This is a genomic window from Neisseria sp. RH3002v2g, from assembly GCF_014596425.2.
Classification (GTDB): Bacteria; Pseudomonadota; Gammaproteobacteria; order Burkholderiales; family Neisseriaceae; genus Neisseria.
Genome location: NZ_CP110721.1, coordinates 1659637 through 1677518 on the forward strand (window position 1 = coordinate 1659637; position 17882 = coordinate 1677518).

Genomic DNA, 17882 nt, shown 5'->3' on the forward strand with positions numbered 1-17882 from the left:
TAAAGGAACAATACATGTATCTGCTGCCAGACAACCGCCAGTGGGATTCCGACTATTTCCATACCCTGATTAGCGACAAACACATTATTTCCAGCAGCGAAGCCAAAGCCATACGCGAAAAACTCACCCACGCAGGTGCGTTGCCGCATCTGGACAACAACTACGAGTGGGCGGTACTCTGTATCGGCTATTGCTTTGCCAAAGGCTGGGCTCGCCAGCCGGAAAATTTGACTGCCGCCCCCGATACCAAAGGCATCGACATCCCTTCTTTCCAAACCTGCTTTCAAGACCATTCGCGGCTTTGGCTTGCCCTGTTGAGCGAAACCCTGTTCCACATCAGGCAAGGGAAACCGGCGGGAAAAGATGATTTGTACAAACTAATTGCCGACCTGTGGCATACCGGCGCGCTTGGTTTGCATGCGTTTTGGGAACGTTGCAGACAATTCAAACCCGATGACGATTTGGCACAACGGCAGGCCTTTTTGAACGAATTGGCTGAATTGGCTGTTAAAAACAGTAGCGGACGGCAACATGCAGGAGAGATTTCTAGTTCAAGCGAATTTCCCGCAGAAAATGTCGGAACACTCGATGCAGCCCGCATCAAACTTAAAACCGCACTGGACAAAACAGTCGGCAAGGGCGGCACGATACAACTAGAATACGTCGGCGTGCGCTACGACTGCTTGCGCGTACAGTTCGACTGCTATGTGGATTTGGAAAAATACCACAGCCAGATTTGCTCCGAATTAGGCATCGGCGATGACGAAATGCGCTGCGGACGCATACGCGGCGAAGCCAATACATGGCACATCAATATCCTGCGCCCGCAAGACACTTGGCGGCAATACGGGCAAAGTGAGTTTCAGACGGCCTTACAGCAATACCGCGCATCGGCACAGCAATTCAGATTGCCAGTGTGTATCGGTTTAGACGAACGCGGCGAACCCGTGTTTCAAGATTTTGCCACCGCGCCGCATGTGATGGTAGGCGGGGAAACGGGGGCTGGGAAATCGGTACTGGTGCGCTCAATGCTGGCTTCCCTGTTCGAACTCGCTCCTCAGAATGAAACGGAAATCGTCGTGTGTTATTGCAAAGTTTCTGCGGATTTCGCCGCCTTCAAAGACCGTCCGAATTTATGGCAGGGGCGCATAGTCAGCGATGCGGAAGAAGCTGCTGAAATATTGTCGTCTTTTGCTGACGAGATGGATAAACGATACCGCCTGATGGACGAATACGCTGCAAAGGATATTGCAGAAGTCCCACAGCACGCCCGTCCAAAATATGTTGTTATCGTGATTGACGAACTGGCCGACCTTATCGATGTCAGCAGTGACGCAGAAGGGCATTTGGTACGGCTGGCACAAAAAGCGCGCTCCGCAGGAATGTATCTGTTATTGGCAACGCAACGCCCCGATGCGAAAACACTCAGCGGCCGCCTACGTGACAACCTGCCGACCAAAATTGCGTTGAAAACAGGCAAACGCCAGTCTTCCGAGATTATCTTGGGCGAGCGCGGTGCTGAAAACCTGACGGCCAAAGGCGATCATTTGGTCAAATGGAACAATGAAGCAGCACGTTTTCTGCACGGGTATAATGTATAATTTGTTCAACCATCCTTTGCAAAGGTCTCAGGCCGTCTGAAACTTAAATGGGGTTTCAGACGGCCTTTTCCTTTGGGGATTAGTGATTAGGCTTTAGGTTCGCCATCATTCTCTGCTTTGGGCGGAACGGGGGCAAACCAGCCGACCAGAAGCAGCAGCAGGCCGACGATGATGAAGGAGGCAATGCGCTCGATACCGCCGCTGTTGGAAAGCTCGATCAGGAAGAGTTTGACGACCACGATGCCCATCAGCGTCGCGCCTGTCATCCAGTAGGAACGCTGTTTACGGCGGTTGCCGAGTACCATCAAGATGATGGCGGTTACTGCCCAAACGACAGAGAGGCTGGCTTGCAGGCCGAAGGATTGGAGCATGATGTCGAGACGCCAAGTGATGCCGTCGTAGAAATGCCATACGCGCATCACGCCTGCGCTGATCAGCATAAATGCCAAGGCGGCGACTGTGGTTGCCGTGGTACGGCGAAGGTCGGGCGGCAAGGCGTCGGGCAGGGATTTCAGGGCAAACCAAAGCATACCGGCGCAGGCGAGTTCCAATGGGTTAAGCACGGGAATATACGGCAACGGCGAAGGTTGGAACGGCGTGGAGAAGTTGGTCCACAGCATCCAACAAGCGGCAGCAAGGGCGCACAACGGCAAGGCGAAATGCTGATAAATGGTTTGATGCCGTCTGAAAAATTCACGTTGGCGCTGAGTATGGAAAACAATCCACATTGCCAAAGGCACAACCAGCCATGAGAGCTGAGTCCAAACGCCGGAGAGAAGGCCGCCGATATACAGCGCGGTCCAAAGCGTCCAAAGCACGCCGAGTATCGTGATATTGAGTTTGTGCAGCCAAATCAGATCATGGCGCGGATAGTTGTTCAGAATGATGAAGTTCAACACGGTAGCGGCGGCAAGCGGCAAGGCTGCAGCAGCTGTCCATGCGTGTTCGGTATGGTAGAAGACGAAATGCAGGGCAAACACGGGCAGGAATGCCAAGTTTGCCTGCAGAAGCTCTTCCCAGTTCAAACGTTTGGCAAACAGCAGCAGGCCGGCAAATATCGGCCACAGCCACAACTCGATAAACAGGGTTTCCTCGCCTGTCCATTGCATATAGAGGGCGTAGCTGCCTGTCGCCAATGCAGTAAGCAGGATGATCCAGCCTGAAACCTGCGCAAAGTAAACCTCGTTTCCTTCCGGCTTTTCACTTGCAACCGGCACGCGCGGATATTGCAGCGCGTAGGCAGCCGCAAACAGCAAAGGAGTAGCGGCAATAAGGTACAGATGGCTCAGGAAGCCTTGGGATTCATAAATGATGCCGGCTTGCAGCAACAGGGCGAACAATACATTGCCCAAGGCAAATGTGATGAACACATTCGGCTCGTGTTTGCGTCGGCAGAATGCCCACGCCGCCGCCAAAGCGGAAAGAGCGACAATGCTGCCTTGTTCGGCCAAGAAAAGCAAAGGCAAAATAGAGATGTACAGCAAGGCGGCAGACAACACGGCCGTCTGAACGGATTTTTCCCATTGCGCCGAACCTTCGCGACGCAAGAAATTCCACAATAAATAAATCGCCGCTCCGCCAAGCAACACCACAACCGTCGTAAACCACTGCCCTTCCAGAACGGTATCCGTGCCGAAGTTCTGATAATTGCCCAGCTGAATCAGTGCCGCCAAGAGATAAACCATCAGCGCACCCAAACGGATATGCGGACGCTGTTGGCGTAAACCGAAGAAATAAACCAGTGCGGATTCGGCACTCCACAAGATAACCGTATTGCTCGGTTCAAAATAAAGCGGAACGGCAATCGTGAGGAACAACACTGCCAACGCAAAAAACGCCTGACGCAAAATATACAGCCCCTGCTGACGTTTCAGCAGCAGCGCGGCCAGTCCGTAAACAGCGGCAAAACCCAATGCGGAAAGCGCATCCGCAGACGGCCAATGCTCCACCATGCGGTATTGCAGACCGAACGCCGCCGCCATCGTGCCAAACAATAAAGTATGGTCGAGGACATGCACGCGCAGGCCGTGTGTATAAATACTCTTGCCGATTTCTTCCAAAGTCGCATTGTCGGCAATCGGCGTAACGCCGTCTTCGCTATTTTCCGTCAGCTTACGGCGTGCGAACAGATACGCGATAAAGGTATAAAGCAGCCAGTGGTAAATCAGGAAAGGCTCGGTAGTGGCGAAATGTTGCGGCGTATAACTTCGCATGCCCCACAGCGCGGCAATGGCAAAAGTAGCGACAAAACCCGTCAGGTTCAGCGGACGCCATGCCTTAAACCAAGCAATCGCGGCCACACCGCCGTTGAGCAGGGCAAGATAAGAAAACAGCACCAAATAATTGCCGCTGCCGTCTGAAGTCAGCAAAGGCGCGGCCATACCGCCGATTAAAGCAACCTGCGCCATAATCTGCGCATTCTGCCTTACCGCCAGCCACGCCATCAGCACGACCATCGCCACCATCAGCCCGAACACGACCGACACAGGCAGCAGCGGATGCAGTTTTAACGCCGCCAACGCCGTCAAATACATCACCGCCACGCCGAAACCCTGCAACACCAAGCCATATTCACGCTTACGGCTTTGCAGCTTCCAGCCGCCGACCACCGCCGCCAAACCCGCGCCTGCCACAGTCAGATAACGCAGTTCCACCGGCACATGAACCCGCTCGGAGGCATAGCGCAGCAAAAACGCCAAACCGAGGAACAGCACCACAATACCGGTTTTCAAAAGCGGATTACCGCGCAAGAACCAAGCAACAATCGGATTGTCGGAAAACTTGTACTCTCCGCCTTCCGACTGAGCTTTATGGATAACGAATTGACGCGATGGCGCTTCTTCACTTTCAGACGGCATCGAAGCAACAACAACCTCTTCCTTAGGCAGCCCTGCTTGTTCAGCAACAACCGGAACAACCGCCTCGACAACTTCTTCCACAACAGGCTCAGACGAAGCAGCAGCCTTAGCAGAAACAGAATTAATAGGTATAGAAAAAGAAGGGGCAAACGCTTCCTCAATTTTCTGCTTAACAGGCGCAGCTTCCGCCTCAGGCTCAACCCGAACCTGAAGTGGCTCGGAGGCCGTCTGAACATCAGCAACAGCCCGAGCCTCAAGCCCCTGCCCTACCTTCGCCTCATCACGAACAGCCTCATGCTCTAACACCGACAAACGCCGTTTCAGCAGCTCGACTTCCTGCTCCAGCTTCTGCATCCTGTCGCCTGCCGTAGCAGATTCAGCCAAACGCTCTTCTTGGCGTTGTTTGGCGATTGACCAAGCAACCAGCCAAAACAACGACCCAATAATAACGCCCGTGGCCATCTCATCAAGAAAATAGCCGATCATAATAGGAATAAGCAGGCCGAAAAACTGCATGAAACACCTGTTTGATAACAATAAGAATATGCCGATTGTAACACCGGCAACATTATTCATGAAAAAAAGAGACAAAAGGCCGAGAACAGAAGCATACGGCAAATAGAATATAGGGAATCAGAATAGAAAAAGGCCGTCTGAAAATAGTGTGGGGTTAAACCCACATTTTCAGACGGCCTCTACCTATTTCAACAACCCAACGCAAATCATGAAAAGAAACGCATTGGGTCTTGTTTCAAACTACGGCTTAACTTCCCGACAATACTGCCGCACCTGCTTTCGCGACGCTTTCGTCTTCATCGACCGAGCCGCCGCTCACACCGACACTGCCGACGATAACACCGTTTTTATCCACCAACAGCACACCGCCGGGAAAAATCACCAAACCGTCGTTGGTCACCTCAATACCGTAAAGCTCGCCGCCCGGCTGCGAAGCCTTGCCCAAATCGCGGGTGGACATATTGAAATAGCGTGCCGTTTTCGCCTTTTTCTGCGCAATATCGATGCTGCCGATAAACGCGTCGTCCATACGCGTAAACGCCTTCAAATTACCGCCCGCATCCATGACCGCGATATTCATCGGCACCTTGATTTCACGCGCCTTTTTCATCGAAGCCTGCACCACCGCCTGCGCCTGAGCCGTCGTCAAATCGCCCGACAGTGTTTTGGTCAAACCCGCCGAAAACGCTGGCGCACCCAATGCCAAAGTACACAAAAATGTAACTGATTTTATGCCGCGCATAACTGGTCTCCTTGTATTGAATCCATGAAAGGTACTACACTTTTGATTGTATGCCTGTCAGCGGGAAGAATAAAGGTCGTCTAAAAACCTATGTAATAGGTTTTTAGAACACTGCTCGTTGTCCTCAATTTTCGCGATGTTTATTTAGATGGAGCCATATGTATCAAGGGCCCCCCGTGATTTGACATAAACGATCAACACGTGCATACTCAAAGTATATAAGCTATGTATGGCTATCACTTGCAAACCACTACCTGAGCTTACTAACTTAAACAACTCTTGTTGTTCTTAAGCTTATCCTCACAAAAATAACAATTTCACCCTTACTAATAAATACTAAAAAATTTAAATACTTATTTAAATTAAGAGTAACTAATTATGACAACAACTAAATTACCTAAAAAACTAGGTAAGGATCCAATTATTGATGTAATTTTTGAATGTCGTTTTGACTCAAGACTACCGGCATCAAACATATTACCTGGTATTTTTTATACAAAATTTTCTGATGAGGAAAAGTATTTAGAGCGTTTACCTCAATTTGAAATACCTGAATTTGTAAGAAATAATGATCCAAGTATGGAATATTTACCATTAGTTCGCGCACGTCTGAAAGATTATATATTTTTAATTGGGGATAAGAGTTTAGCTGTGGCCTGTAATCTACCTTATAAGGGCTGGGCAGAGTTTAAAGAAAAAATAATTACAGCTATAGAAATCTTAGAATTGAGCGAGTTAGCTAACTCAATTTCAAGATATTCTCTTAAATATGCCAATCTTATATCAAATGAACACATCTTACCTAAGACTAAGCTTGTTAATTTGGATTTACGTATTGGTAGTAATCTCTTAAAAAACGAGTCTTTCCAAATTAGATTAGACCTTAATAAAGATGATTTCATTAATATAATCCAGATTATTTCTAATGTTCGTGCTCTTGATATTAACGGAAATGAAAAAGAAGGGCTAGTTATAGATATAGACACTATTAAACAGTTTCCGGATGATCAAACTCAATTGGGAGAAATTAAAAAAACATTAAGTGATCAATTAGATAAACTTCACGATGTAAGTAAAGAAACTTTTTTTGATTGTTTACATTCAGAAATTCTTCAACATTTGGAACCTCATTATGAATAACTATAATGTAAGTCAAATACAAAAAACAGTTAGTACGCTAGTTACAATCGGAGTTATTGCATCTATCCCTTATAATACTATTCCTCAAAAAAAGGATAGTGAGTTACGAGCTGTTCCTTATCGTGCGAATGCAATATCAAAAACTGCGCCATACTATCAAACGAATACATTTCCTTTAACGCAACAAAAAGAGTTACAATTTGAAACTGTCCTCACAAATTTTATCGCTCAATTATCCTCTCAGCAAGAAGACTTGGAAGAAGATTTTCAAAATGTCTTGATAAATAATTTATGGGATTTATACCAAACATAACATACCGATAAAATTATGAAACTAGAAGAAATTCCAGAATACCTTCCATATTATTTAACAGAAGAAAAAAAAGAAGGACTTGCTTTAGCTTTAAAAGATTTCCCTGAGAAAATAAATTATTTCACAAATCAGCATTTTGAATTTGAAACAGTATTACAGGGAGATGGTTGGAAAGGATTTGATGTCGTAAATATTCAATCAATGAAGAAGAAATCAATAAAAGGAATGGTTCTTAGCAATAGTTGCGACATCAGCATTGAAAATCCTCGGGATATTCCTACAAGCATAGTATTTGCTCCAATAATTTCTCTTAATTCATATGAGGATAAACTTAAAGAAAGCGGAATTTCTGAGGAAAGAATTCGATCAAAATTTCAATCCATAAAAAAACAAGAGGTAACTTCTTTATTTTATCTTCCTGCATCCGGAGATTTAGAAGAATCAATAATCCTTTTAGATAACCTTCATTCTTTACCAGTCAGATATTTCCAAGAAGAAACTAGTCGAAAAAAAGTATTCACACTTAGCCAAATTGGCTTTTATTTATTTTTATTTAAACTTTCTATACATTTTTGTAGGTTTCATGAAAACTTACAAAGAGACAATTAAAGTAAATATCTATATAAAAACAAGCCAGATTTTAATCTGGCTTGTTTTTAATGCGCCTCTTCCCAATTCATACCCACGCCCACTTCTGCCACCAGCGGCACGTTCAACATCCCTTCGTCCACTTTCGCCATAATCTGCGGCAATTTTTCTTTCACTAAATCCAGTTCGGCTTCGGGTACTTCCAACACCAATTCGTCATGCACTTGCATAATCAATTTGGTTTTCAGGCCGTCTAAATCCAACCAGCGGGATACGTCTATCATGGCGCGTTTGATGAGGTCGGACGCGGTGCCCTGCATGGGGGCGTTGATGGCGGCGCGTTCGGCTCCGGCGCGGGCGTTGGCGTTTTTGTTGCGGATGTCGGGCAGGTAGAGGCGGCGGCCGAACAGGGTTTCGACGAAGCCTTGGGCGGCGGCTTGTTCTTTGGTGCGCTGCATGTATTCGGCGACGCCGGGGTAGCGGGCGAAGTAGCGGTCGATAAAGTTTTTGGCAGAGATGTTGTCGATGCCCAATGATTTGGCGAGGCCGTATTGGCCCATGCCGTAAATCAGGCCGAAGTTGATGGTTTTGGCGTAGCGGCGTTGTTCGGACGAGACGTTTTCGGGGGCGATGCCGAACACTTCGGCGGCGGTGCGGCGGTGTACGTCTTCGCCGTTTTGGAACGCGGCGATGAGGGTTTTGTCGCCGGAGAGGTGCGCCATGATGCGCAGCTCGATTTGGGAATAGTCGGCGGAAACGATGACGCTGCCTTGCGGTGCGGTAAAGGCGCGGCGCACGCGGCGGCCTTCGGCGGTGCGGATGGGGATGTTTTGCAGGTTGGGGTTGTTGCTGGCGAGGCGGCCGGTAATGGCGACGGCTTGGGCGTAGGTGGTATGCACGCGGCCGTCTTTGGGGGAAATCATTTCGGGCAGTTTGTCGGTGTAGGTGGATTTGAGTTTCGCCAGGCTGCGGTTTTGCAGGATGATTTTGGGCAGGGGGTAGTCGGGCGCGAGCTGTTCGAGCACGGCTTCGTTGGTGGAAATGCCGCCTTTGGCGGTTTTTTTCAGGCCTTTGGTGGGGATGCCCATTTTATCGAACAGGATTTCTTGCAGCTGTTTGGGAGAGTTGAGGTTAAACGGCTGGCCTGCGGCGGCGTAGGCTTCTTGTTCGAGCTTCATCAGCTCGGCGCCGAGTTCTGCGCTTTGGCGGGCGAGTTCGGCGCGGTCGATTTGTACGCCGTTGCGTTCCATTTCAAACAATACCTGCGCGACGGGCAGCTCCATTTTTTCATACATTTCAAGCTGTTTGGCATCCATTTGCGCGCGCAGATGCGCTTCGAGGCGCAGGGCGAAATCGGCGTCTTGGGCGGCGTACTCGGTTGCCTGTCCGATGGCAACGTCAGCAAAACTGATTTGCTTTGCGCCTTTGCCACACAACGATTCGTAGGTAATGGTTTCCAAGCCGAGCCAGCGTTCAGACAACTCGTCCAAGCCGTGTCCGAGATGGCTCTCGATGATGTAGGAAGCGAGCATGGAATCACCGGCAATGCCGTTCAGGGCGATGTCATAGTTGGCGAAAACGTGTTGGTCGTATTTGAGGTTTTGCCCGATTTTTTTCAGGGCGGGGTTTTCCAAATACGGTTTCAGACGGCCTAATACGTCTTGCAAATCAAGCTGTTCGGGCGCGGCGGTCAGGCTGTGTCCTACGGGGATGTAAACCGCTTCGCCTGCTTGGAACGCGATGCTGATACCGACCAGCGCGGCGTTCATCGCGTCTAGGGAAGTGGTTTCCGTATCGATGCCGATTTTATCCGCCTGCGCCAGTTTGTCCAACAAAGCGGCAAACTGCGCTTTGGTGGTAACGGCTTGATAATCCAGTTTTTCGGGGGCTGGAGCAAGTTCGGGTTGTTTTTCAGGCTGTGTTTCCATCGCCAATGCAGCTTGTTCGCCGATATGCTCGCTGCCGAACAAATCTGTGTTTTGCGCTTCGTGCATACGGCTTTCCGCCTCTTTCAGCCAAGTGCGGAAGCCCCAGCGTTTGAAATCGACAACCAGCTGCGCCCATTTAGGCGTAGTGCGGCGCAGGCTTTCGAGGCCGTCTGAAAGCTCGGTGTGCAAGTCCACATCGGTTTTAATCGTCACTAAATCATACGACAGCGGCAGTTGTTCCAAAGCGGCTTGCAGGTTTTCGCCCACTTTGCCTTTGACTTCGCCAGCGTGTTCCATCACACCGGCCAGCGAGCCGTAGGCTTCCAGCCACTTCACTGCCGTTTTCGGGCCGCACTTCTCCACGCCCGGCACATTGTCCACCTTGTCGCCCATCAGCGCGAGATAATCGCGGATTTGGTCGGGGCGCACGCCGAATTTCTCCTTCACGCCTTCAATGTCCAGCGTTTCTCCGCTCATCGTGTTCACCAGCGTCACGCGCTCGTTCACCAACTGAGCCATGTCCTTATCGCCGGTGGACACCACCACGTTCCACCCTGCTTCGCCAGCCATCGCCGCCAACGTGCCGATAACGTCGTCCGCTTCCACTTGCGGAATCACCAGCACCGGCCAGCCCATCAGCCGCACCAAATCCGGCAAAGCTTCCGCCTGCGGGCGCAAATCGTCCGGCATCGGCGGGCGCGTCGCCTTATAGTCGGGAAACATCTCGTGGCGGAAATTCTTACCCTTCGCGTCAAACACCACTGCGCAATAGTCATGCACATAATCCGCACGCAGGCGGCGCAGCATGTTCAACACGCCATACATCGCCCCAGTCGGCGCACCGTCGGGCGCAGACAAATTCTGCCCCATGGCATGATAAGCGCGGTAAAGATAAGAAGAGCCGTCAACGAGAAGGAGAGTGGGTTTGTTGGACATGGAGAACCTGCTGTGTGTATGAAAATAATGTACGGATTATAAAGGAAAAGGCCGTCTGAAAACCGAAAATCAAGTTTCAGACGGCCTGATGTTTACATAAATATACGGTTTCAGGTATTGCGCCACAGAATCCCATCTTGTATATTTGTATTCAAATGAATACAAACTAAAACAAACGAATATGAATGCAACGAACCGTATCCCAATCAGCGTGCGCATCACACAGGAAGATGCTGATTTTATTGCTGAACTCAAAATCGAAGGTGCGAATACGCCGTCTGAAAAAATCCGCGAACTGCTCAAACTGGCTCGCTTGACGCATACGCAGACACGCGATTACAGCTCAGCACTGACGGCGCAGGAGCAATTTTTCCAAGCGGCGAAACACGAAATCTTGCACGCTGAAAAACAGGCCGGAGTGCATTCGCATATCGTGGCGAGGTTGTTTGAACAGCTTCCCGACTTAGGTGCAACACTCGCCGCCGACCTGCCCGAAGAAGCCGACCTCGACGATTTGAAAAAATACGAACGCGAACTGATGTGGCGCATCGTCCGCCTCACCGACAGCATCTTGCAACTCGCCGTAACCGGCAAAGGCGCGGCATACGACGACAGCGTGCTGCAACAGCTTGAAAATACTTTGAAACTGGCAAAGATTGTGCAGCAGGCAAATGAAGTTTAAGGCCGTCTGAACAACGCCCCTTCCCCCATTCCTAAATACCAATGCTCAACATCGAAGGCAGAGGCAACAAAGATGGAAAAATGGATAGCAGAAGCATACGAATTATTTGCACCTTACAGCGTGCATTTCCCGCTGAATATCTGCACTTGCAATAGCTGCTCTCCCGAAGATTTCCAACAGACGTTGTTGGAATATCCGTTACGCGAGATTCCTACCGATATGTTGCAGGCGTATTTGGGCAGCGTGCCTTTAGACGACGCAGCCGCGACGGCTTTAGACATGAAACATTTTCTGCCGCGTATTTTGCAGGCTTTGGTCAACGACGAAGATGTCCGATCGCTTGATGAAACGTTGCTCGATAAGTTGTGTTGCTATTTTCCCGAATGCTGGACAAAAGAAGAAATCGATTGGTTGAAACGTTTCGCCGCCGCTTGGTTTGACTCGCAACTGACCGCGCCCCGCTACGAAGGCTGCTTGGTCGTTTGGCTGAATATGTTTCAATTTGCCGGATTGGATGTTGTCGACGAACTGCTGGCAGTGTGGACGGAACAGGCGGATAAAACAGCAGCTTTACGCGAATTTGTCGACTTGTATTTAGAAATTCCGTATGGAAGCGACGAGCCGGATTGGTACAAAGTCTGCTATCTGCCCGAGCATTGTCCGAATAGAACGCAATTCGCCGCCCGACTATCGGCTTGGTTTACCCACCCGGATACTCGCACCACATTCAGACGAGCTTTAGAACAAGCCCTGCTGGAAGGCAAAGAAGACGAAAACGAAACATTGTCATGGGAGCAATGTTACGACTGGTTGGCACAATCGGATGCCGGCTAAACACAATATTTCTCATGATTTCATAAAGAAAGGAAAATCCAAATGAGCGAAACCCTATCCCGCCGAGTAGGCCGTCTGGTAAGCGGCGGTTTTCATGCCCTGATTGATGCGGCGGAAAACCTTGCACCTGAAGCGGTCATGAACGAGAGCATCCGCGAAATCGAGCGGGCGGTGGACGAAGTACGCGCCGAGTTGGGCAAAGTGTTGGCGCAGAAACACCTTGCCACCAAGAAAATGGCGGACGAGAGCAACCGTCACGAAGCCATCGATGCCAACCTGCAAGCTGCCGTAACGGCGGGGCGCGACGATCTTGCCGAGGCGGGTATCGCCGAACAAATGGACATCGAAGCGCGTCTGCCCATCTTGGAAAACACCATTGCCGATTGTGCCGCACAAGAAAAAGAGCTCGAAGGCTTTATCGCCGCCCTGCAGGCAAAAAAACGCGAGATGCAGCAGCAGTTGCAAGACTGGCGCGCCGCGCAGCAGAACGCTGGCGCAGGCAAAGTGGCAGGCGGCAGCGACCTCAACCGCATCGCCCGTGATGCTGAAAAAAGCGGCAACGCTTTCGACCGGGTGATGGGCCGTCAGAACGCGGTACACAGCAGCACCGATGCGGCGCAGTTGGCCAAGCTGAAAGAGCTGGAAGACTTAAGCCGCAACAACCGCATTGCCGAACGATTGGCGGCGTTGAAGGCGAAATCATAAGCCATATTGAGGAAATCACGGTTTCAGACGGCCCCTATCTTCACAGGGCCGTCTGAAAAAAGAAAACCATACACGCTTCAATAACAAAAAGATGCCGGATTGGGAAAAATCCTGTCAGTTATAACAAATTAATAAAAATATCCATATCCAATCGGCTTAACTTTAAAATAAAATATATGCCGTCTGAAAATTAAAAAGAATAAGGAAATGCAATATGTGGAATTTAATCAACGCCCCCGAAACTGAAATCTTCGGCATTGCCATTGCGCTGATGGTTTTGCTCGGTGTGTTTGAAATCATTTCCATGCTGGCAGGCGGTATTAGCGACTGGTTGGACAACCTGTTGCCCGACAGCCTGACCGAAACTGCACACGCCGAGGTCGGATTGGATGTGGTGGACGCAGGCATATTCGTGCGTTTCCTGAGCTGGCTGTATGTCGGACGTATCCCGGTGTTGATGTTGATGGTGGTGTTCCTTGCCGTATACGGATTGACGGGTTATCTGTTTCAGACGGCCTTTGCCACTGTATTCGGCAGTTATCTGAATGGCACGCTAGCAGCAGTCATCGTTTGGTTTCTTTCCCTACCCTTAGTGCGGGTAACGGCTAGCGGTTTGTACAAAATTATGCCGAAAGATGAAACCACTGCCGTTTCGCAGGAAAGTTTAATCGGCCGCGTCGGCACGGTGGTGTTGGGCGAAGCTCGGATAGGCAATGCGGCGCAGGTGCGCGTGAAAGATGCTTACGGCCAACAGCATTATGTGATGGTAGAGCCTGACTCTGATGATGTATTGAAACAAGGTGATGCGGTATTACTGGTGTCGTTGGACGGAAATACATTTAAAGCGATTTTAAATCCGAGCGGAAGCTTGGTGGATTGAGGCCGTCTGAAACCGCTGATTCATCGATACGGGAAAAAATAGATACTTTACCGCCCTATCCTTACCATCTAGAAATTTGAAATAACAATTAGAAAAACAACCCCCCTATTATTTCAACCCATATTTTTAACCCTTTCAGACGGCCTCTTTCCCTTAAAGCCTTCTGAATCCACCGCCCTCAAAGGCATATTAACAAGAAGAAAGGAAAAACCATGAACTTGGTCTCCATCGGCACCATCGCCGGCGTCATACTCGTCGCGCTAATTGTACTCGGCCTCATCCTGACCCGTCTGTACCGCCGCGCCAGCAAAGAAGTCTCCTTCGTACGCACCGGTTTCGGCGGCGAAAAAGTCATCATGAACGGCGGCGCGATGGTACTGCCCGTGCTGCACGAAATCATCCCCGTCAACATGAACACATTGCGCCTCGAAGTGCGCCGCGCTGCCCAACAAGCATTGATTACCCGCGACCGTATGCGCGTTGACGTGATGGCTGAATTTTACGTCCGCGTCAAACCCAGTGCCGAGAGCATTGCGACCGCCGCACAAACGCTGGGTATGAAAACCATGTCCCCCGATGAGCTGAAAGACCTCGTCGAAGGTAAATTCGTTGATGCCCTGCGTGCCGTTGCCGCCGAAATGGCGATGGAAGAGCTGCATGAGAAACGTGTTGATTTCGTTCAGAAAGTACAACAAGTCGTGAGCGAAGACTTGTTCAAAAACGGTCTCGAACTCGAAACCGTTTCCCTGACCGGCCTCGACCAAACCAGCTTTGAGTTCTTCAACCCACAAAATGCGTTTGACGCGGAAGGTTTGACCAAACTGACCGAAACCATCGAAGGCCGTCGCAAAAAACGCAACGAAATCGAACAAGACACTGACTTGGCAATCAAAACCAAAAACCTCGAAGCCGAGCAGCAACGCCTGAAAATCTCGCGCGAAGAAGAATACGCCAAACTCGAACAAGAACGCGAAATCGCCGTCCGCCGCGCCGAACAAGAGGCCAGCATTGCCGAACAAGAATCTCAGAAAAAACGCGAGGCGGAAGAAGCCAAAATTGCCGCTGAACGCGAAGTGGATTTGAAACGCATTGCCGCCGAACGCGACATTAAAAACGAAGACATCCGCAAAGCCCAAGCCGTCGAACAGGCAGAGGTTGAACGCCGCAAAGCCATCGAGTTGGCCGAGCAAGACCGCGCCATCGCCGTTGCCGAGAAATCGCGTGCCGAATCCGAAGCCAAAGCAGAGGCCGACAAAGCCCGCGCTGCCGCCGTTCGCGAAGAAGAGAGCGTGATTACCGTACGCGAAACCGAACGCGCCGAGCGTGCCAAAGCGGTGGAATTGATTGCCGCCGAAGAAGCCGCGCAAAAAGATGCGATTTCGCTCACCGTCGCCGCCGAAGCCGAGAAACAGGCTGCGCAAGACCGCGCCGAAGCCGTGCGCATCGCTGCCGAAGCTGAAGCTGAGAAACAACGCCTGCAAGCCAAAGGTGAAGCCGATGCCAAAATCTTGTTGGCGCAAGCGCAAGAGCAACAATACAAGGTTGATGCCGAAGGTACCCGTGCCGTCAACGAAGCTGCCAATGTCCTGAGCGTCGAGCAGGTTGAAATGCAAGTCCGCCTTGCCCTCTTGAAACACCTGCCTGACATCATCCGCGAATCCGTCCGCCCAATGGAAAAAATCGAAGACATCAAGATTTTGCAAGTCAATGGTCTGGGTGGCTTTGCCGGTGGTGCAAACGGCGCGGAAGGTGCTTCAGACGGCCAAACCACACAAGCCAGCCTTGCAGACCAAATGGTCAACAGCGCCCTGCGCTACCGCAGCCAAGCCCCGTTGGTTGACGGTCTCTTGAAAGAGTTGGGACTAAATGGTGGCGACATCAACGGTCTGACCCAAGGGTTGGATAAAAGCATCGACCAATCATAAACAGATACCGTCATAATGGTTTAAAGGCCGTCTGAAACAGGTTTTCAGACGGCCTTTTGTTTATACAAGAGCTTCCGCAAATTCTAATATTTTCAATACTGATCAATTCAGATCTGTTGCGGTTGCAATAAATTAGGAATTATCCAACCTGCTTTTTGTGGTTAAAAAAGATTGGGTGGGCTATTCTTAGCCAAATAACAAGGCTAACTACTTTGACAATGATCCATCAACAATTGAGTCATAAAAACTGATTCTACCGTTTCGATTTCAAGTTTGCCATCTACTCATCTATCGACATTTCAATACCAAGCCGCTTATCTTCAGGCAAATAAAAAAGCACAACATTTCGTTGTGCTTTTTCTTAATGAACCCACATTACTTGTTTTTTTGCGAACGAAGGTAGTCCAAAGTTTTCAGCTGGGCAATGGCTGCTGCCAATGCTTTGTTCGCTTCGGCCAGAGATTTATCATCTTTGGCTGCAGAAACACCTGCCTCGGCTGCTTTCTTAGCTTCTTCAGCACGCGCCTGATCCATTTCGGTACTGCGGACGGCAACGTCTGCCAATACGGTAATCTTATCAGGCTGTACTTCTAAAACACCGCCGGAAACAGCAACCAGCACTTCTTCAGCTTCACCCGGAACAGTCAAACGCAATGCGCCGGGGCGTACCAAACTCATAATCGGCTCGTGTCGTGGATAAATACCAAGCTCACCTTGAACGGTCGGAACCACCACAAAGCTGGCTTCGCCCGAATAGATGTTTTGCTCGCTACTGACCACTTCAACTTGCATGACGCTCATGCCGACCTCCTTAGTTTAAGGTTTTCGCTTTCTCAACTGCTTCTTCGATGCCGCCTACCATGTAGAACGCTTGTTCAGGCAGATGGTCGTATTCGCCGTTCAAGATGGCTTTAAAGCCGGCAATGGTATCGCGCAGGGCGACATATTTGCCTGGAGAACCTGTAAACACTTCTGCAACGTGGAACGGTTGAGACAGGAAGCGTTGGATTTTACGGGCACGCATTACAGTCAGTTTGTCTTCGTCAGACAATTCGTCCATACCCAGAATGGCAATAATGTCGCGCAATTCTTTGTATTTTTGCAGAGTAGACTGTACACCGCGCGCTACGTCGTAGTGCTCTTGACCCAATACCATCGGATCCAATTGACGTGAAGTAGAATCAAGCGGGTCAACTGCCGGGTAAATACCCAAAGAGGCAATATCACGGCTCAATACGACGGTTGCGTCCAAGTGGGCGAAAGTTGTCGCTGGAGACGGGTCAGTCAAGTCATCCGCAGGTACATATACGGCTTGGATGGAAGTAATGGAACCGGTTTGGGTTGAGGTAATACGCTCTTGCAAACGACCCATTTCTTCAGCCAATGTCGGTTGGTAACCCACTGCAGAAGGCATACGGCCCAACAGTGCAGATACTTCGGTACCGGCCAAAGTGTAACGGTAGATGTTGTCAACGAAGAACAATACGTCGCGGCCTTTACCGTTTTCGTCTTTTTCGTCACGGAAGTATTCGGCCATAGTCAAACCGGTCAAAGCAACGCGAAGACGGTTGCCCGGAGGTTCGTTCATCTGGCCATACACCATGGCTACTTTATCCAATACGTTGGAATCTTTCATCTCGTGGTAGAAGTCGTTACCTTCACGGGTACGCTCACCCACACCTGCGAACACGGACAGACCGCTGTGCGCTTTGGCGATGTTGTTGATCAATTCCATCATGTTCACGGTTTTGCCTACACCGGCACCACCGAACAGACCTACTTTACCGCCCTTAGCAAACGGACACAGCAAGTCGATCACTTTAATACCGGTTTCCAGCAATTCGGTAGTTGAAGACAACTCGTCGAATTTCGGAGCAGTTTGGTGAATGGCACGGCTCTTGTCGGTATCGATCGGACCTGCTTCATCAACAGGCGTACCCAATACGTCGACAATACGACCCAATGTACCTTTACCTACCGGCACAGTGATTGGCGCACCAGTATTGCTTACAGACATGCCGCGTTTCAGGCCGTCTGAACTACCCATTGCAATAGTACGGACAACGCCGTCACCCAGAAGCTGTTGAACTTCCAGAGTCAGACCGTTCTCGTCCAATTTTAGGGCATCGTAAACATGCGGGATAGCGTCACGTGGAAATTCCACGTCAACCACCGCACCAATAACTTGTACGATTTTGCCTTGGCTCATTATCGTATCCTAATTTCCTGTTCAG

Annotated in this window: 14 protein-coding genes; 9 read left to right on the plus strand and 5 right to left on the minus strand. The window is 49.9% G+C overall.

The genetic code is table 11. The features are described from left to right. The first annotated feature begins 14 nt into the window (after window positions 1–14). On the plus strand, window positions 15–1601 hold the full coding sequence (locus tag BBP27_RS07845) for an FtsK/SpoIIIE domain-containing protein (RefSeq protein WP_070734908.1): 1587 nt from the start codon (window positions 15–17) through the stop codon (window positions 1599–1601). A gap of 86 nt (window positions 1602–1687) precedes the next feature. Here the strand turns inward: BBP27_RS07845 and BBP27_RS07850 are convergent, their stop codons facing one another. Together BBP27_RS07850 and BBP27_RS07855 are read right to left on the minus strand one after the other, a co-directional pair. Continuing rightward, entirely contained in the window at window positions 1688–4975 is a 3288-nt protein-coding gene (locus tag BBP27_RS07850) for a DUF2339 domain-containing protein (RefSeq protein ID WP_188211810.1), read from the minus strand. 247 nt (window positions 4976–5222) lie between these two features. Further along, a complete protein-coding gene (locus BBP27_RS07855; RefSeq protein WP_188211811.1) occupies window positions 5223–5717 on the minus strand; it encodes a GlcG/HbpS family heme-binding protein in 495 nt (164 codons plus the stop codon). A gap of 378 nt (window positions 5718–6095) precedes the next feature. Here BBP27_RS07855 and BBP27_RS07860 point away from each other — a divergent pair, with 378 nt between their 5' ends. From BBP27_RS07860 to BBP27_RS07870, 3 genes are read left to right on the plus strand one after another with little or no spacing between them, the layout of a single operon-like run. After that, entirely contained in the window at window positions 6096–6857 is a 762-nt protein-coding gene (locus tag BBP27_RS07860) for a TIGR04255 family protein (RefSeq protein WP_188211812.1), read from the plus strand. Next, window positions 6850–7170, plus strand: a complete 321-nt coding sequence (locus BBP27_RS07865; protein ID WP_265511054.1) for a hypothetical protein — start codon at window positions 6850–6852, stop codon at window positions 7168–7170. Before BBP27_RS07860 ends, BBP27_RS07865 begins: the two co-directional genes overlap by 8 nt. A gap of 15 nt (window positions 7171–7185) precedes the next feature. After that, window positions 7186–7779: a hypothetical protein gene (locus BBP27_RS07870; RefSeq protein ID WP_188212211.1), complete on the plus strand. Its 594-nt coding sequence runs from the start codon at window positions 7186–7188 to the stop codon at window positions 7777–7779. Window positions 7780–7826: 47 nt separating this feature from the next. Here BBP27_RS07870 and polA read toward each other — a convergent pair whose 3' ends face one another. Beyond that, window positions 7827–10622, minus strand: coding sequence for a DNA polymerase I (polA, locus tag BBP27_RS07875; RefSeq protein ID WP_188212212.1), 2796 nt, complete (start codon window positions 10620–10622; stop codon window positions 7827–7829). Window positions 10623–10803: 181 nt separating this feature from the next. Here polA and BBP27_RS07880 point away from each other — a divergent pair, with 181 nt between their 5' ends. The 5 genes from BBP27_RS07880 (at window position 10804) to BBP27_RS07900 (ending at window position 15648) form a co-directional block, all read left to right on the plus strand. Beyond that, complete coding sequence (locus BBP27_RS07880) at window positions 10804–11304, plus strand: hypothetical protein (RefSeq protein WP_188212213.1); 501 nt, start codon at window positions 10804–10806, stop codon at window positions 11302–11304. A gap of 72 nt (window positions 11305–11376) precedes the next feature. Continuing rightward, a complete protein-coding gene (locus BBP27_RS07885; RefSeq protein WP_188212214.1) occupies window positions 11377–12138 on the plus strand; it encodes a hypothetical protein in 762 nt (253 codons plus the stop codon). Between the two features lie 42 nt (window positions 12139–12180). Next, a complete protein-coding gene (locus BBP27_RS07890; RefSeq protein WP_188212215.1) occupies window positions 12181–12843 on the plus strand; it encodes a PspA/IM30 family protein in 663 nt (220 codons plus the stop codon). A 214-nt stretch (window positions 12844–13057) separates the two neighbouring features. Beyond that, window positions 13058–13723: a YqiJ family protein gene (locus BBP27_RS07895; RefSeq protein WP_188212216.1), complete on the plus strand. Its 666-nt coding sequence runs from the start codon at window positions 13058–13060 to the stop codon at window positions 13721–13723. Window positions 13724–13935: 212 nt separating this feature from the next. Continuing rightward, window positions 13936–15648: a flotillin family protein gene (locus BBP27_RS07900; protein WP_049323103.1), complete on the plus strand. Its 1713-nt coding sequence runs from the start codon at window positions 13936–13938 to the stop codon at window positions 15646–15648. Window positions 15649–16023: 375 nt separating this feature from the next. On the opposite strand, the gene BBP27_RS07905 is transcribed toward BBP27_RS07900, so the two are convergent. Continuing rightward, complete coding sequence (locus BBP27_RS07905; protein ID WP_188212217.1) at window positions 16024–16449, minus strand: F0F1 ATP synthase subunit epsilon; 426 nt, start codon at window positions 16447–16449, stop codon at window positions 16024–16026. A 10-nt stretch (window positions 16450–16459) separates the two neighbouring features. Then, complete coding sequence (gene atpD / locus BBP27_RS07910) at window positions 16460–17857, minus strand: F0F1 ATP synthase subunit beta (protein WP_003748111.1); 1398 nt, start codon at window positions 17855–17857, stop codon at window positions 16460–16462. Window positions 17858–17882: the final 25 nt, after the last annotated feature.

Bases quoted from the DNA above. Each gene is read 5' to 3' on its own strand.
- BBP27_RS07845 (WP_070734908.1), top strand. From the start codon at position 15: ATGTATCTGCTGCCAGACAACCGCCAGTGGGATTCCGACTATTTCCAT.
- BBP27_RS07850 (WP_188211810.1), bottom strand. From the start codon at position 4,975: ATGCAGTTTTTCGGCCTGCTTATTCCTATTATGATCGGCTATTTTCTT.
- BBP27_RS07855 (WP_188211811.1), bottom strand. From the start codon at position 5,717: ATGCGCGGCATAAAATCAGTTACATTTTTGTGTACTTTGGCATTGGGT.
- BBP27_RS07860 (WP_188211812.1), top strand. From the start codon at position 6,096: ATGACAACAACTAAATTACCTAAAAAACTAGGTAAGGATCCAATTATT.
- BBP27_RS07865 (WP_265511054.1), top strand. From the start codon at position 6,850: ATGAATAACTATAATGTAAGTCAAATACAAAAAACAGTTAGTACGCTA.
- BBP27_RS07870 (WP_188212211.1), top strand. From the start codon at position 7,186: ATGAAACTAGAAGAAATTCCAGAATACCTTCCATATTATTTAACAGAA.
- polA (WP_188212212.1), bottom strand. From the start codon at position 10,622: ATGTCCAACAAACCCACTCTCCTTCTCGTTGACGGCTCTTCTTATCTT.
- BBP27_RS07880 (WP_188212213.1), top strand. From the start codon at position 10,804: ATGAATGCAACGAACCGTATCCCAATCAGCGTGCGCATCACACAGGAA.
- BBP27_RS07885 (WP_188212214.1), top strand. From the start codon at position 11,377: ATGGAAAAATGGATAGCAGAAGCATACGAATTATTTGCACCTTACAGC.
- BBP27_RS07890 (WP_188212215.1), top strand. From the start codon at position 12,181: ATGAGCGAAACCCTATCCCGCCGAGTAGGCCGTCTGGTAAGCGGCGGT.
- BBP27_RS07895 (WP_188212216.1), top strand. From the start codon at position 13,058: ATGTGGAATTTAATCAACGCCCCCGAAACTGAAATCTTCGGCATTGCC.
- BBP27_RS07900 (WP_049323103.1), top strand. From the start codon at position 13,936: ATGAACTTGGTCTCCATCGGCACCATCGCCGGCGTCATACTCGTCGCG.
- BBP27_RS07905 (WP_188212217.1), bottom strand. From the start codon at position 16,449: ATGAGCGTCATGCAAGTTGAAGTGGTCAGTAGCGAGCAAAACATCTAT.
- atpD (WP_003748111.1), bottom strand. From the start codon at position 17,857: ATGAGCCAAGGCAAAATCGTACAAGTTATTGGTGCGGTGGTTGACGTG.